Source organism: Haloarcula pelagica, from assembly GCF_030127105.1.
GTDB lineage: Archaea > Halobacteriota > Halobacteria > Halobacteriales > Haloarculaceae > Haloarcula > Haloarcula pelagica.
Genome location: NZ_CP126161.1, coordinates 773,817 through 789,634, shown reverse-complemented (window position 1 = coordinate 789,634; position 15,818 = coordinate 773,817). Strand labels below are relative to the sequence as shown.

Genomic DNA, 15,818 nt, shown 5'->3' with positions numbered 1-15,818 from the left:
TAACCCCGACGCCGGTACCTACCGCACGACAATGACTTCGTATCAGTCGCGACTCGGCGAGGGTGAGGGGATCGCCGAGGAGTTGGCCGAGTCCCAGCGGGCCATCTCCATCGCCGAGTTCTTCGAGAAGAACAAGCACATGCTGGGCTTCGACTCGGACGCCCGGGCGCTCGTGACGGCCGTCAAGGAGGCCGTCGACAACGCTCTCGACGCCTGTGAGGAGGCGGGTATCCGGCCGGACATCTACGTCGAGATCCAGGAGGCCGGCGACTACTACCGGCTGATCGTCGAGGACAACGGCCCCGGGATCACGAAAGAACAGCTCCCCAAGATCTTCGGGAAGCTCCTCTATGGCTCCCGGTTCCACGCCCGTGAGCAGAACCGCGGCCAGCAGGGGATCGGTATCTCGGCGGCCGTCCTGTACTCACAGCTCACCTCGGGCAAACCCGCCAAGATCACCTCCCGGCCGAAAGGCCAGTCCGAGGCCCAGTACTTCGAACTCATCGTCGACACCGACACGAACGAACCGGAGATCAGCGTCGACGAGACGACCACCTGGGAGCGCCCCCACGGGACCCGCATCGAACTGGAGATGGAGGCCAACATGCGGGCCCGCTCGTCGCTGCACGACTACATCCAGGACACGGCGGTCGTCAACCCCCACGCCCGGATCGAGTTCGACGAACCCGGGCTGGACGAACCGAAGAAGTTCGAGCGCGTCGAGGGCGCCGACCTCCCCGATGAGACCGAGGAGATCCGACCCCACCCCCACGGCGTCGAACTCGGTACCCTGTTGAAGATGCTGGAGGCGACCGACTCCTACTCCATCTCCGGCTTTCTCCAGGAGGAGTTCACCCGCGTCGGCGGCAAGACCTCCGACAAGGTCATCGCGAACTTCAACGACCGCCACTACGGTCGCGGGATGGCCTGGTGCCCGCCCCAGGCCCACGAGGACGAGGCGATCGAGGCGGCCGTCGAGGACGCGGTCGCCAACAAGGGCGCCGACGCGACCGCCGCGTTCGCCGCCGGGGTGGCCGACGCAATCGAAGATAGCGACCGGGTCGCTCACCACGAGATCGCCGAGATCGTCGACGAGACGGCCGCCGACGTAGAAGCCGAGTACGACACGACGTTCGGGTCGACGGTCCGGGAGAACGCCGTCGAGGCGGCCTGGGCGGCCGTCACCGCCGAACGGACGAGCGACTGTTACGAACTGGTCGACGCGGCGACGACCACGCGGAAGGACGACGCTGCCGTCCAGGGCCTCGCCAGCCGACTCGCGGACAAGTTCGGCGACGGGCGCCACCGGCTGACCCGGGACGAACTCGGCGAGTACGTCGACCGCGCCGCGGACATGACCGAGGAACAGGACGACGAGACCTTCGGCGAGACGGCCCGCGAGAAAATTCTCGATCGGCTGTGGGACGTGGCCGTTCGGGTGCCCGACGACCCGCCGACGGTGTCCGACGTGGCCGACGACCGCGACACGGCGAGCGAACTGCTCTCGGCGATGCGCGAGACCGACATCATCGCGCCGCCGACGGACTGTCTGGCCCCGATCAGCGCCGAGTTGGTCGAACAGGGGCTTCGCAAGGAGTTCGACGCGGACTTCTACGCGGCCTCGACCCGGGACGCCGCCGTCCACGGGGGCGACCCGTTCATCGTGGAAGCCGGCATCGCTTACGGCGGGGACATCCCCGCCGAGGGTGCCATCGACGTGATGCGCTTTGCCAACCGGGTCCCGCTGGTCTACCAGCGGGGCGCCTGTGCGACGACGGACGTGATCAAAGGGATCAACTGGCGCAACTACAACCTCGATCAGCCCGGCGGCTCCGGCATCCCCAACGGCCCCGCCGTGTTGATGGTCCACGTCGCCTCGACGAACGTCCCGTTCACGAGCGAGTCGAAAGACGCCATCGCCAACGTCCCCGAGATGGAAGACGAGATCGAACTCGCCATCCGGGAGGCCGCCCGCGAACTCAAGAGCTACCTCAACAAGCGCCGGTCGATGCAACAGCGCCGCAAAAAGCAGAACAAACTGGCGACCATCCTGCCGGAGATGGCCCAGAAGCTCACCGAGGTCACCGGCAACGACGAGTTACACATCGACGACTCGCTGGCCCGGATCATGAACAACGTCCTCGTCGAGCGGGAGGTCGAGGACGGCACGGTTCGGCTGACCGTCGAGAACAACGACGACACGAACGCCGACATCGAACTGACCGACATCGTCACCGCCGAGCCGACAGACACCAACGGCGCGACGGTCGTCGAGATGGACGGCGAGTGGTTCGTCAAGTGGTCGCCGACGGTGGGCGCCGGCGACCGAACGACTCTGGAGTACAGCGTCACCGAGGCGGCCGAGTTCACCGTCTCGGTCGACGGTATCGAAGACGAGAAACTGACGGTGGATGCCTGATATGAGCGAGAGCACGACACCCGATTCGACGGAGGCCCGCGAGCAACTGATCGACCTCGCGGCGGAGTTCTACGACCAGTTCGCCCAGGGGGACGTACCGACCATGACGATTCCCACCCGGACGAAGTCAAACATCGAGTACGACGAGGACAAGCACGTCTGGGTGTACGGCGACCGCACCTCCACGCGGTCGGCAAAGTCCGTCTCGGGCGCACAGAAGCTCCTGAAGGCGATCTACACCATCGAGTTCCTCTCGAAACAACTGGACGAGGACCGCTCGTCGACCCTGCGTGAACTGTACTACCTCTCGGAGTCCTGGGACCTCGAAGACGCCCAGTTCTCCAGCCAGGACGAGTCGAACCAGCTCATCGAGGACCTGGAGATCGTCTCTGAGGTGACTCGCGAGGACTTCCACATGCGTCCCGAGGAGTCGGGCGCGACGATCATGGGGCCTCTAGAACTGCGCGAACAGACCCGGCGTGGCGAGCGGGTCATCCACTGTCAGGAGGACGTGGGAGAGGGCGGCTACCAGATCCCGAACAACCCCGACACGATCGAGTTCCTGGACAACGACGCCGACTTCGTCCTCTGTGTCGAGACCGGCGGGATGCGCGACCGGCTGGTCGAGAACGGCTTCGACGAGGAGCACAACGTCATCGTCGTCCACCTGAAGGGCCAGCCGGCCCGGGCGACCCGGCGGATCACCAAACGGCTCCACGACGAACTCGACCTCCCGGTCGTGGTCTTCACTGACGGGGACCCCTGGTCGTACCGCATCTACGGCTCGGTCGCCTACGGCTCGATCAAGTCCGCGCACCTCTCTGAGTACCTGGCGACGCCGGAGGCGCAGTTCGTGGGCATCCGCCCGGAAGACATCGTCGAGTACGACCTCCCGACGGACCCGCTGTCGGACTCCGACATCAACGCCCTGGAGTCGGAACTGGAGGACCCGCGCTTCCAGACCGAGTTCTGGGAGGAACAGATCGAACTCCAGCTCGACATCGGGAAGAAGGCCGAGCAGCAGGCGCTTGCCTCCCGCGGGCTGGACTTCGTGACCGACACCTACCTCCCCGAGCGGCTGACCGATATGGGCGTGCTGTAAGGGGGTTCGCCGGCGTCTACTCGGGACCGGCGACACACCGCAAAACCGCCCCCGAAGGCGAGATTTATACACCAGAACGCCGTTGCTGTGTGTATGCCGGTCATGGCGAGTGGTGACTTCTCTCTCCACCGGGAGGGCTGTGGGGAGTTCGACGACGGGATGCCAATCTCGTCGTTCCCCGACGAGGTAACGTCGATCGAGGACCTGGAGTGTGAGTGCTGGAGCGAGTTCGACTCGCTCGAGGAGATCTGAGGGCGAACCCTGGCTGGTTTATGACCCCCGCGCCGTAGCTACCGGTATGACCGTCGGCATCGTGGCCCAGCGCAACAACGACCGGGCCATCTCGCTTGCGAGTACGCTGTCGGACCGGCTCCACGAGGTCTCCGCCGCTGTCGTGGTCGACGAGACCACCGGCGAGACGGCCGACGACCACGACGCCTGGGAGCGTCCGACCCCGGAGACCGCACCCGTCGAGTCGATGGACGAGTGTGCTCTCGTCGTGAGCATCGGCGGCGACGGCACCTTCCTCTATGCCGCCCGCGGGGCGGGATCGACACCGATCATGGGCGTCAATCTCGGCGAAGTCGGCTTTCTGAACGCCATCGCGCCCGAGGAGGCGATCGAGACGGTCGTCGCCGAGGTCGAACACATCCAGAAGACCGGCAGCGCACGCACCCGGGCACTGGCGCGGATCCGGGCCAGCGGCGACGACTGGGAACTGTCGCCGGCGCTCAACGAGGTCGTCGTCCAGGGGTCCCGTCGCGGCCACGGCGGCGGCGGAACCTTCAGGGTCCAGGTCGACGGGGCGACCTACACCGCGGACCACGCCGACGGCGTCCTCGTCGCGACACCCACGGGCTCGACCGCCTACAACCTGAGCGAGGGCGGGCCGCTCGTCCACCCCGATGTCGACGGCCTCATCGTCACCGAGATGGCCGGTGACGAGGGGATGCCACCCCTCGTCGTCGACGCCGACAGCGAGGTGGTAGTCGAGGTGACGGCGACGGACACGGGTGTCGTCGTCAGTGACGGGCGTGTCAGACAGAAGATCGAACCGCCGTGTCGGGTCGCCATCTCGCGGGCGAGCGACCCGATCCGCCTCGCGGGACCGCCGCTCGATTTCTTCACCGCGCTGGAGAAACTCGCCTAGCGCCGGCCCAGCGAGAACAGCACGGGGGCGATCACGAGCAACACGAGCCCGAACAGCTTGTACTGGAACGACGAAGTCAGAAAGCTCCCGGCGCTCGGTTCCATCGTCGTCGTCGGCAGGATCAGCAGGACGACGCCGATACCGACCGTGTGTAGCCCCAGCAGCCGGAGCGACCGCGTCGGCAGCACTCCGACAGCGCCGAGGACGAAGCTCAGTAACAGGACATCGCCAACGTTGTAGTTCAGCAGGAAGCTGTCGATGAGTTGCAGCGGTGGCGCGAGCATTCCTATCCCGAATCTCGCCGTGACGCAATCATTAAACTTCCGTTACAGCCGTACCGTGACCGCTTCCCCAGTATAGTTATATGGACACAGCGGGCACTACAGGATATTGTGACAGAGGCTACTGTCCTCGTCGTCGACGACGAGACGGAGGTCGCGGATGTCTACGCGCTGCGCCTCCGGAACGAATACGAGACGGAGACGGCCTACGGCGGTGGGGAGGCACTGGAGTTGATCGACGACGACATCGATGTCGTCCTGCTCGACCGACGGATGCCGGACATCTCCGGTGACGACGTGCTCGAAGCGATCCGCGACCGGGAACTCGACGTGCGTGTCATCATGATAACGGCCGTCGACCCCGACTTCGACATCATCGAGATGCCCTTCGACGACTACCTGTGCAAACCCGTCGACAAGGACGATCTCGTCGCCGCCATCGAACAGCAACTCGCTGCCCGTCGGTACGACGACCGACTGACCGAGTATCTGGAGACGACATCCAAGCTCGCGTTACTGGAAGCAGAGAAGACACCACAGTCGATCGAGGACAGCGACGAGATGGCACAGCTCCAACAGCGGGCGGCACGCCTCAGAGCGGAGATGGACGACGCGCTCGCGGAGTTCGAAGACATCGCGACGGCGTTCGAAGAGATCGGCCGCCGACCGGGGTGAGACTGCCGGCGAGGACGCTCAGGGCTCCAGGGGGGTGTACAGCAGATAGCCGTCGTCCCCGTCCCCGACCGACCGCAATCGGTACTCCCTGTGGCCGGTCGCCGTCTCGAAGGTATTCGTCGCTTCGAACTCGTCGTCCGCGACCGCCGCGGTGTCGATCGCCGCCGAGTCGACCGCCATCAGTGTCTCCCCCAGCGGCGTCCCGGCGATCCGGGCAGTCGGGACATCGAAGGTGGCGCCGAACGCCTCGTTCGCGGCCCGAACGACCGGCCCGTACCCTTCGTCGGTGTAGTAGAGGATCGGGTCGGGGTGGCCGCCGAACAGGTCGATCGGTTCCGGGGCCGGGATCTCCTCGTCGTCGAGTTCGACGGTCTCGGCCGGCCGATCGGTCTCGGGGTGCTCGATGTCGTCGACCGAAACGATGTAGCCGACCGCACCGATGCCGCCACCGAGTGCGATCCCCAGACCACCGAGGACGGTCCGCGACAGCGGGAGGTCGACGACCGAACCGACGGCGAGCGCCCCGCCGGCGACGAGGACCGCCCCGGCACCGATCCAGGCGACCATCGTCGCGACGCTCCCGAACCGACTCCCGTCCTGTTGTTCCGATCTGCCGGCCATCACCCGATCCGTCGACCGGCCGCGGGTTAACCCTTTCCGCATCGATCGGGCGTCAGGCATAAACGCGCGTCAACGATAGATTAGCTGTGGTATCGTCCCAAAACGGTCGCGTGTTGATCGTCGACGACGAGCAGGCGGTCGCAGACACACAGGCGGCCCGTCTCGCCGGCTACTACGAGACCGAGACGGTCTACGGCGGCGAGGCCGCGCTCGACCGCGCGGGGCCGGCGTTCGACGCGATCCTGCTGGACCGCCGGATGCCGGACATCCACGGCGACGACGTGCTCGATCGGCTCCGCGAGCGGGGGTACGAGGGCGCTGTCGTGATGCTCACCGCCGTCGATCCGGACCTGAACATCTTAGAAATGGGATTCGACGACTACCTCTGCAAACCCGTCGACCGCGAGACGCTGCTCGCGGCGCTCGACCAGCAGCTATCGACGCCCGATCGGGACGCGCGGCTCGACGAGTACTTCGAGATCACGGCGAAACTCGCGGTCCTCGAAGCCGAGAAGACACCGGGACAACTCGACACCAGCAGCGAGTATCGAGCACTCAGAAACCGTGCCGACGAACTCGAGACGACGCTCCGGACGGCGATCGACGACTTCGAGGCGCTCGTCCAGGCCCACGAGTCGATCCGTCGGGAGACCGGCTGACCGTCACCGGACGACCAGTCGCTCGTCGATGTACGTCTCCAGTGACTCCTGCATCGTCGCGACGGGGTCGTCCTCCCGGGTCGCGTTCTGGAGGACGATCCCGTCGATCATCGTGAGCAGGAACTGCGCCGTCTGCTCGGGGTCGACATCGGCGAACACGCCTTCCTCGATCCCTTCCTCGATGATCGTCGATACCCGGTCGGTGAACCGGTGGTCGGTCTCGGTGAACTTCGCGCGGAACTCGGGGGTTCGAACCGCGTGGGCGCGCAACTCGACGTACGTCCGCAACGCGGCGTCCCTGTCGGGGAGCTCCTCTGCGTGTGGAAAGTCACCGAGGACCAGGCTCACGAAAGTCTTCAGATCGGCGTGAGGGTCGCCAGAGGATTCGAGCTGGAACAGCTGATCGAACGTATCGAGGATGAACTCCAGAAAGGACAACAGCAGGTCCTCCTTGCCGTCGAAGTGGTGGTAGAACGTCGACTTGCTCAGCTCCGCCTCGTCCGCGATCCGCTGGATCGAGAGTCCGGCGTAGCCGTGCTGCTGGAGCGCACAGAACGTGGCGTGCATGATCGCCTCTCTCGAATCGCCCGGTTCACCGCTGAACGGAACCCCATCGACCATCTGACCGAATATTCGTTCGGGTGCATAAATACCCTGTAGATGACGGGTGAACCACAACGTTGATAACCAACCGAACGTTCATTCGATCCGAGAACGCGGAATGGAACACGATAGTCGAGACACTCGTGGGGGGTTCGATACCAGCCTGTCAAACCCGTTGTCGACGCCGGTGCCCCACCGTCCCGAACTGTCCCGTTCTGCTACTAATCACACTTGCACAGTCGGCCTCCAGTCACAGTTATGAACTCACGTACACTTCTCACGCTGGCAGTTGTCGCATTGTTGCTGGTACCCGGTATCGCCGCCGGCGCCGTTGTCGGGAGCCCCGACATCACAGCTACACTCACCGAATCGACGGTCGTCCCCGGCGAGGAGACGACGTTCGATGTCGTGCTGACGAACACCGGATCACTGGAGACGGCATCCGCACGCAACCCGAACTACAACAGCCAAGTGACGACCGCCCGCGGACTGCGGGTGGCCGTCAGAGACGGTGGCGGGCCGTTCACGATCACGACCGGTCAGCAGGTCTACGGGTCGCTGCCCGAGACCACCACGGAACCGATCTCGTTCGATGTCGTCGTTCAGGACGACGCCGAACCCGGGACCTACCGCGTCCCGGTCGATCTCAAGTACAAGTACACCGACTACATCTCCGAGAGCACGGGCGACCGCGATGAAACGGACGCGACGGTCCGGGAGTACGTCACAGTCAGAGTCTCCGACCGCGCGAAGTTCGACGTGACCGATGTCGACTCGAACGCCCGCGTCGGGTCGACAGGCACCGTCTCGGTCACCGTCGAGAACACGGGCTCCCAGGACGCCAGTGACGCCTCCGTCAGCTTCGAGTCCAGCAGCTCCGAACTCACCGTCGGCGGCCAGCAGGCCAGTTCCCGCTACGTCTCCGAGTGGGAGCCCGGTGAACTCCGGACCTTCAGCTACCGTGTCGGCTCGACGCCCAACGCGGAAGCCGACGCCTACGAGTTCGGCCTCTCCGTCAACTTCGAGGACGAGTCGGGCGCCGACCGTACTTCGGCCCGCCAGTCCGTCGGCGTCGACCTGGCGTCCGAACAGACGTTCAGCGTCACCGCACTCGACAGCGACGTGTCGGTGGGCGACACCGGAACCTACAACGTGACCTTCCGCAACGAGGGTCCCATCGCCGTCAACGACGCGACGGTCCAGATCACCTCACAGAGCAGCGACGTGTCGTTCAGCGGCTCCGAGTCGACGACCCAGTACGTCGGCCCGTGGCAGCCCGGCGAAACCCGGACGGTCCGCGTCGAAGCGACCACCAGCGATAACGCGCAGGTACGGCCCTACGCGCTCGTGGCGACGGTCGGCTACACCGATCCCGAGGGCGACGCCGGCGCCGACGAGAACATCCAACTGGGTCTGCAGCCGGAGCCCGAACAGACGTTCAGCCTGACCGAAGTCGAATCGAACCTCCGGGCCGGCGACGACGGGCGGCTCAACGCGACTCTGACCAACACCGGCGCGAACGCGGTTCAGAACGTCGTGCTCGTCTGGGACAGCGAGAACGACAACATCTCGCCACAGAAGACCGAGTACGCCGTCGGGAACCTCGAACCCGGCGCCTCCGCACAGGTCTCGTTCGGCGTCGATGTCTCCAGCGCCGCCGAGGGCGGCCCCCGGCAGTTCGACTTCGTGACCCGCTATCGCAACCGTGAGGGCGACCGCCGCGAGAGCGACACGATCGAGATCCTGCAGCCGGTCGCCGACAGCGCAGACGAGTTCCGCATCGACACGACCGATGTCAACGTCAGTGCCGGCCAGACCAAGACTATCGAACTCACGGTCACCAACACCAACGACCAGCGCCTGACCAACATCGACGCGAAGCTGTTCACCAACGCACCCATCTCGGCGACCGACGACAACGCGTTCGTCTCCGGGCTCGACCCCGGTGAGTCGGCGACGCTCAAGTTCGGTATCAGCGCCAGCGGCGGTGCGATGGAGAAGACCTACCCCGTCTCGATGGACCTCCAGTACGAGGAGCCCGACGGCGACACGTCGATCTCCGACACCTACCGCTTCCCGGTTTCGGTCACGGAACAGAGCGGCGGCGGACTCCCGCTCCCGCTGATCGGTGGCATCGTGCTACTGGTTGCGCTTGCGGTGGCCGGATACCTCAGGTACCGATAAGATGGATCACCAGCGGTACATCGACTGGATCGACGACCGGATCGTCGAGGACTCCAGGAGAGTCGTCATCACCTTCCTGGTGGTGACGCTCCTGTTCGGTGCCGGCCTCGGCGGCGTCTCGACGAACGCCGGGACTTCGCAGTTCACCACCGGACTCCCCGCCGAGGAGGCGTTCGAACAGGTCAACACGAAGTTCTCTCCCAGCTTCGAGACCGACACCGGCAACACACAGCTCATCCAGGATAGCAACAACGTCCTCTCGAAGGCGTCGATGTTGCGGATGCTCCGGTCACAGAACCGCCTGGAAGACCACGCCGAGCTACGGGTCACGTCGACATCCTCCGCCGCTGGACTGGTCGCCACTCAGCTCGATCCTGACGCGACGACCACCGAGGCACAGATCCGCGCGGTCGAACGTGCGACCAACAGCGAGATCGACGCCGCGGTCCGCGACGCGGCCACGGAGACACCGCAGTTCACCTCGCTGGTCAGCAACGACTTCAACCGCGAGTCTGCGAGCGCCTCCGCGACCATCGGGCTCGTCACCCACGAGGTCCCGGCAGGCCTCTCCTCGGGGTCGGGACAGGGCGGGTCGAGTCCGCTGACGAGCATCCAGCAGCGCTCGGACTTCGTCGTCTCCTCGACCGGGCCAAACGGTATCACGGTGTTCGGCTCGGGCATCCTCGCCGCGGAGTTCTCGAACGTCGTCGGTGACTCGCTGATCCTGACGGTTCCGGCGGCGGTCCTCTTTATCCTCCTGTTCCTGACGATCGCCTACCGGGACCTGGCGGACATGGCGCTGGGCCTGATCGCCCTGTTCATGACGATCGTCTGGACGTTCGGGTTCATGGGGCTGGCGGGCATCCCGTTCTCACAGATGCTCATCGCGGTCCCGCCGCTGTTGCTGGCGGTCGGGATCGACTTCGGGATCCACGCCATCAACCGCTACCGGGAGGAACGCGAGAACGGCACCGGTATCGGCACGTCGATGCGGATCACGACTGACCAGTTGATCGTCGCCTTCTTCATCGTCACGGGGACGACGGTCATCGGCTTCCTGGCGAACCTGACGAGTTCGCTGCCGCCGATCCAGGACTTCGGCTACGTCGCGGCTATCGGGATCCTGTTCACGTTCGCCATCTTCGGCGTGTTCCTCCCGGCCGCGAAGGTGGAACTGGACCGGCTCCGTGAGAACTACCCCATCCCGACGTTCAGCCAGCGACCGCTCGGGTCCGAAGAGTCGGCCCTGGGTGGCGTCCTCCGTGGCGGTGTCGCCATCTCCGAACGGGCCCCGGTCGTCTTCCTGTTGCTCGTGCTCGTGGTGACCGGCGGGGCGAGCGTCTACGCGACGGGCGTCTCGACATCGTTCTCCCAGGAGGACTTCCTTCCGCCGGAGGACAACCCCGAATATCTCGAAGAACTGCCCGAACCGTTCGCGCCGAGCGAGTACACCGTCACCGGCGTCACCAACTTCCTCGAAGACAAGTTCTCCTCGACACAGAGCAGTCAGGCGACGATCTACGTCGAGGGCCCGATGCGGAAAGACGACGCCCTCGAACAGATCTATCGGGCGGGAGACAACCCGCCCGACTCGTTCGTCCGCGAGAACGGCCGTGCGTCCTCGACATCGATCGTGACCGTCATCCAGGACCACGCCGAGCGCGACGAGGAGTTCCGGCGACTCGTCGAGCGCAACGACGCCAACGACAACGGGATCCCCGACGACAACCTCGGGAAGATCTACGACTACCTGCTCGACTCCCCGGTGCGTGGACAGGCGCTCAACTACATCACCGAGGACTACCGGAGCACGCGCGTCGTCTACACCGTCGAGTCCGACGCCTCCGACGCGGAGGTCGCCACCGACGCACGGACCGTCGCCGAGGACTTCCGATACGAGGCGACGGCGACGGGATCGATCGTCGTCTTCCAGGCCGTCTCCGACGCCATCTTCGCGTCGGCGATCCAGTCGCTCGCCATTGCACTGGCTGGGACGGCGGTGTTCCTGGTGTTGATCTACCACCTGCTCGAAGGCCGGGCGTCGCTGGGGGTCGCGAACCTCGTCCCGGTGGTGATCACCGTCGCCGTACTGGCGGGGACGATGCGGGTGCTCGACATCCCGTTCAACGCGCTGACGGCGACGATGCTCGCGATCACCATCGGACTCGGGGTCGACTATTCGGTCCACGTCACCCACCGGTTCGCCGACGAGATAGAGGAGACCGACCTGGAGACGGCGCTGGACCGGACCGTCCGCGGGACCGGCGGAGCGTTGCTGGGAAGCATGTTGACGACGGTGTTCGGGATCGGCGTCCTCGCTCTCGCCGTGTTCCCGGCGATCGGTCAGTTCGGGATCCTCACGGCGATGTCGGTCGCGTACGCCTTCCTCTCGTCGCTCCTGGTCCTCCCGTCGGTGCTGGTCGTCTGGGACCGCCTGTTCAACCGCGACCGGCCACTGGGTGTCTTACCCGACGACGACACCGAGGCTGTCACCGACCAGGCGGCCGGCGTCGACGACTGACGAGCGATCGGACCCCGGTCGTGTCCGGGCCGGACACACTTCTGTGGATTTTATCCCCGCAGGGATACTGGACCCAGTATGACTCACGTCGTCATCATCGGCGCGTACGGGAGCGCCGGCGCCGCGGCCGCCGGCGAACTCGTCGAGACCGACGGGATCGAACTCACACTCATCGACGACGGCGACCCCGGCGGCGGCCTCTGTATCCTCGAAGGCTGTATGCCCTCGAAGGAGGTCCTGTCGGCGGCCGCCCACCGCTTCCAGGCGCGCCACGACGACCGCCTCGTCGGGGACGTTCCCGAAATCGATCTGGAGCGCGTCGTCGAGACGAAAAACGACCGGACGCGGGGCTGGGCCGGCCACCGGCGGGAGTCGATCCACACGATGGCCGACCGGGACGACGTGACCTTCGTCCACGACACCGCGACGGTCGTCGACGACCACACCGTCCGGGCCGGTGGGACGGACTACGACGCCGACTACATCGTCGTCGCCACGGGGTCGTCGGTCAACGTCCCCGACATCCCCGGGATCGATGCCGTCGACTTCATGACGAGCAAGGACGTGCTCCACGCCACCGACCTCCCGGATTCGGGGATCGTGATGGGCTTTGGGTACATCGGGATGGAACTGGTGCCCTACCTCGCGGAAGCCGGCGGGATGGACCTGACCGTGATCGAACACGACGAGCGCCCCATCGACGAGGCCGACCCGGCCTTCGGCGACGAGGCCCGCCGGATCTACGAGGACAACTGGGCCATCGACATCCCGACCAACTGCTACGAGTGTGAACTCGAAGCGACGGCCGACGGCGGCGTCCGCCTCTACGTCGAGTTCGACGACGGGACGGAGGATGTCTACGAGGCCGACCAACTGTTCTGTTTCACCGGCCGTCGACCGACCGTCGACGGTCTCGGCCTCGGCAACGCCGGAATCACGCCCGAGGGTGACTGGGCACGGGAGACGATGCAGACCCGGGACGCCGACCACGTCTACGCCATCGGGGATGTCAACGGCAAGGAGCCGATCCTCCACGTCGCCAAAGAGCAGGGGTTCACCGCTGCCGAGAACATCCGCCGACAGGAGGCCGGCGCCGACCCACAACCCTACGAGAACGTCCACCACCACGTCATCTTCTCCGGGCTGGGGGTCTACCCGTTCGCCCGGGTCGGCCACACCGAAGGGACCGCGCGGGCGGCCGGCTACGACACCGTCACGGCGACCCGGCAGGCCAGCGACGACGGCGTGTTCAAGTCCAAAGACGTTCCCGAGGGCCTCGCGAAACTCGTCGTCGACGCCGACGACGGGACGGTTCTGGGCTGGCAGGGCCTGCACTACCACGCCGACAGCTTCGCGAAGACGCTCCAGATCGTCGTCGAACTCGGACTCGACGTTCGTGACCTGCCCGACCGAGCCTACCACCCGACGCTGCCGGAGAACGTCGACGGCCTCATCAGGGACTGTGCGGCGCAACTGGAGTGACTCCCCGCACGACGAATCGCGAACGGCGTGCCGGGAGCGGCCGCTCACCGACTGTCGACATCGATACCGCTGACATCGAAGCGCGCACCGCCGTCGTCGCTTTCGGTGACGCTCACGTTCCCGCTGTGGGCCTTGGCGATCTCCCTGACGATCCGCAGTCCCAGCCCCGTCCCCTCGGTCGCCGTGGTGTATCCCTTCTCGAACACCTGATCGCGCTCGTCTGCAGGGATGCCCGAGCCGTCGTCGGCGACGAAGAAGCCGCTGTCGTCCGATAGCGGGCCCACACGCACGGTCACCCCGTCCCTTCCGTCTCCATCCTCGACATCGGTGCGTTCGACGCTGTCGTCGGCCTCCGGCCGACTGTCCGTGGAGCCGTGTTCCACGCTGTCATCGGACTCCGTCCGGTTGCCCGTCGAACCGTGTTCGACGGCGTTCCGAAACAGGTTCTCGAACAGCTGTCTGAGGCGGTTCTCGTCACCGTCGAGGGTGAACGAGTCGACGATTTCGAGCGTCTCGGCCTCGGTGTCGACGCCGGCCCAGGCCGTGCGGGCGGTCGACTCGGCGTCGACCGGCGACGCCTCGACGACTCGGTCCCCGGACCGGGCGAGTGTCAGGACATCCTCGATGAGCGCGTCCATCCGTTCCAGTGCGGACTCGACCTTCCGAACGTGCTCCGGATCGCCGTCGTACTCCGCCTCGATCAGGTCGAGGTGGCCGGTCGCGACGCTGAGCGGGTTCCGGAGGTCGTGGCTCACAAAGTTCGCGAAGTCGGCCATCCGATTGCGCTCGCGGGTCAGCGCCTGTTCGCGCCGCTGTCGCTCGCGTTCGTAGCTGACCCAGTTGCCCATCAGCTCGACCAGCGTGACCTCCCAGTCGGCGAACGGCTCCGTCCGCGCGCCCCGGTCGTAGAAACAGAACGTCCCAGTCACCGAGCCATCGACGACGACCGGGGTCCCGAGGTAACAGGCGATCCCTTGCTCGGTGAACCCCGCGCGGTCTGTCAGCTCCGGTGCCTGCTCGGCGATGTCCGACAGGACGAGCGTCTCCTCCTCGTCGATCGCTCGCTCGCAGTTCGTCGTCGACAGCGGGACGGTATCGCCCGGTTCCGGCCCGTCTTCGGGCGTGTCCGTGATCTCGAAGACGTACGTCTGCCCCTCGATGCGCGAGAGGGCGGCGAACTCGGTCCGCAACAGGTCCTTCCCGATCCCGAGGAGGGCTTCGACTTTCGATTCGAGCGACGTTTCCTTCTGTGCGGTCACCCGGTACATCTCTCTGAGCGCCTCCTCGCGCTCGGCGATCGACTGCTCGCGTTCCACACGGTCGGTGATGTCCCGGAAGTACACCGACAGGCCGGTGGCGGAGGGGTACGCCCGCACCTCGAACCACGTGTCCAGGGCGTCGTATCTGGCCTCGAAGGACACGGGTGATTGTTCGTCCATCGCCTCGTGGTATCGGTCGTAAAACTCCGTTCCGATGGCTCCGGGGATGATCTGCCAGATGTTTCTCCCGACGAGTTCCGCCGTCGCGACTCGGTCACTGGCTGCACTCCGGATGATCTCCCGGCCACGCTCGTTGAGGTAGGTGAACTCCCAGTTCCTGTCCAGCGCGAAGAAGGCGTCGGCCATCCGGTCGAGGATCGCCGTCCGCTCCTCGCGCTCGGAGACGGCCTCCACGACCCGGCGGAGGAGCAACTCGGTCTGCTCTTCGGTCGGTGTCTTCTCGATGTACTCCGTGATCCCGAGCGTGATCGCTTCGCGTGCCACCGACTCGTCTCCGTCGTCGGTAAACAGGACGAACGGCATCTCGGGCGCCCGTTCGCGGACCTCGCCTAGCAGCGCCAGCCCCGTCCGGTCGGCCAGGGCGTACTCGCTTACGACACAGTCGATCGACGCCGCTTCAAGTCGCTCGACGGCGTCGGAGACCCGCTCGCAAGTGTGGACCTCGAACGGAGTCCCGAGCGACTGTGCCGTCCGGGTCACAGTCGCTGTCGCGCCGGTGTCGTCGACGTACAGGAGTTCGATCGTCTCTGCGTCTTCGCCGTCGCTCCCCACGCCCCCGAACTGTTCGGGGCTGTTCATACACAGGTATGACGCTACGCGGGTAAAGAACGATGGGCTAGAT

The 15,818-nt window shown here is 65.7% G+C and carries 13 protein-coding genes; 9 read left to right on the top strand and 4 right to left on the bottom strand.

Going from position 1 to position 15,818, the window contains the following annotated elements; all coding sequences use genetic code 11:
• The first annotated feature begins 31 nt into the window (after positions 1 to 31).
• The 4 genes from P1L40_RS04215 to P1L40_RS04200 all read left to right on the top strand — a co-directional run bounded on the left by P1L40_RS04215 (position 32) and on the right by P1L40_RS04200 (position 4,671).
• Positions 32 to 2,419, top strand: coding sequence for a DNA topoisomerase VI subunit B (locus P1L40_RS04215; protein ID WP_284010065.1), 2,388 nt, complete (start codon positions 32 to 34; stop codon positions 2,417 to 2,419).
• Between the two features lies 1 nt (position 2,420).
• Positions 2,421 to 3,521, top strand: a complete 1,101-nt coding sequence (locus P1L40_RS04210) for a DNA topoisomerase IV subunit A (RefSeq protein WP_284010064.1) — start codon at positions 2,421 to 2,423, stop codon at positions 3,519 to 3,521.
• A 93-nt stretch (positions 3,522 to 3,614) separates the two neighbouring features.
• Complete coding sequence (locus P1L40_RS04205) at positions 3,615 to 3,773, top strand: hypothetical protein (protein WP_284010063.1); 159 nt, start codon at positions 3,615 to 3,617, stop codon at positions 3,771 to 3,773.
• A gap of 46 nt (positions 3,774 to 3,819) precedes the next feature.
• Entirely contained in the window at positions 3,820 to 4,671 is an 852-nt protein-coding gene (locus P1L40_RS04200; protein ID WP_284010062.1) for an NAD(+)/NADH kinase, read from the top strand.
• Here the strand turns inward: P1L40_RS04200 and P1L40_RS04195 are convergent.
• On the bottom strand, positions 4,668 to 4,955 hold the full coding sequence (locus tag P1L40_RS04195; protein WP_284010061.1) for a DUF8006 family protein: 288 nt from the start codon (positions 4,953 to 4,955) through the stop codon (positions 4,668 to 4,670). The two genes, P1L40_RS04200 and P1L40_RS04195, sit on opposite strands and share 4 nt — an antisense overlap.
• 105 nt (positions 4,956 to 5,060) lie before the next feature.
• On the opposite strand from P1L40_RS04195, the gene P1L40_RS04190 reads away from it, so the two are divergent.
• Positions 5,061 to 5,627, top strand: a complete 567-nt coding sequence (locus P1L40_RS04190) for a response regulator (RefSeq protein WP_379775764.1) — start codon at positions 5,061 to 5,063, stop codon at positions 5,625 to 5,627.
• Between the two features lie 18 nt (positions 5,628 to 5,645).
• Here the strand turns inward: P1L40_RS04190 and P1L40_RS04185 are convergent, their stop codons facing one another.
• On the bottom strand, positions 5,646 to 6,248 hold the full coding sequence (locus tag P1L40_RS04185; protein WP_284010059.1) for a hypothetical protein: 603 nt from the start codon (positions 6,246 to 6,248) through the stop codon (positions 5,646 to 5,648).
• Positions 6,249 to 6,358: 110 nt separating this feature from the next.
• Here P1L40_RS04185 and P1L40_RS04180 point away from each other — a divergent pair, with 110 nt between their 5' ends.
• On the top strand, positions 6,359 to 6,907 hold the full coding sequence (locus P1L40_RS04180; protein WP_284011104.1) for a response regulator: 549 nt from the start codon (positions 6,359 to 6,361) through the stop codon (positions 6,905 to 6,907).
• Between the two features lie 3 nt (positions 6,908 to 6,910).
• On the opposite strand, the gene P1L40_RS04175 is transcribed toward P1L40_RS04180, so the two are convergent.
• Positions 6,911 to 7,528 carry a TetR/AcrR family transcriptional regulator gene (locus P1L40_RS04175; RefSeq protein WP_284010058.1) on the bottom strand — a complete coding sequence of 206 codons (618 nt, stop codon included), beginning with the start codon at positions 7,526 to 7,528 and terminating at the stop codon, positions 6,911 to 6,913.
• 240 nt (positions 7,529 to 7,768) lie between these two features.
• Here P1L40_RS04175 and P1L40_RS04170 point away from each other — a divergent pair, with 240 nt between their 5' ends.
• The 3 genes from P1L40_RS04170 to P1L40_RS04160 all read left to right on the top strand — a co-directional run bounded on the left by P1L40_RS04170 (position 7,769) and on the right by P1L40_RS04160 (position 13,697).
• A complete protein-coding gene (locus P1L40_RS04170; protein ID WP_284010057.1) occupies positions 7,769 to 9,694 on the top strand; it encodes a sialidase in 1,926 nt (641 codons plus the stop codon).
• A 1-nt stretch (position 9,695) separates the two neighbouring features.
• Positions 9,696 to 12,215, top strand: coding sequence for an efflux RND transporter permease subunit (locus tag P1L40_RS04165; RefSeq protein WP_284010056.1), 2,520 nt, complete (start codon positions 9,696 to 9,698; stop codon positions 12,213 to 12,215).
• 78 nt (positions 12,216 to 12,293) lie between these two features.
• Complete coding sequence (locus P1L40_RS04160; RefSeq protein ID WP_284010055.1) at positions 12,294 to 13,697, top strand: dihydrolipoyl dehydrogenase family protein; 1,404 nt, start codon at positions 12,294 to 12,296, stop codon at positions 13,695 to 13,697.
• Between the two features lie 44 nt (positions 13,698 to 13,741).
• Here the strand turns inward: P1L40_RS04160 and P1L40_RS04155 are convergent, their stop codons facing one another.
• Positions 13,742 to 15,775, bottom strand: a complete 2,034-nt coding sequence (locus tag P1L40_RS04155; RefSeq protein ID WP_284010054.1) for a hybrid sensor histidine kinase/response regulator — start codon at positions 15,773 to 15,775, stop codon at positions 13,742 to 13,744.
• Positions 15,776 to 15,818 lie beyond the last annotated feature (43 nt).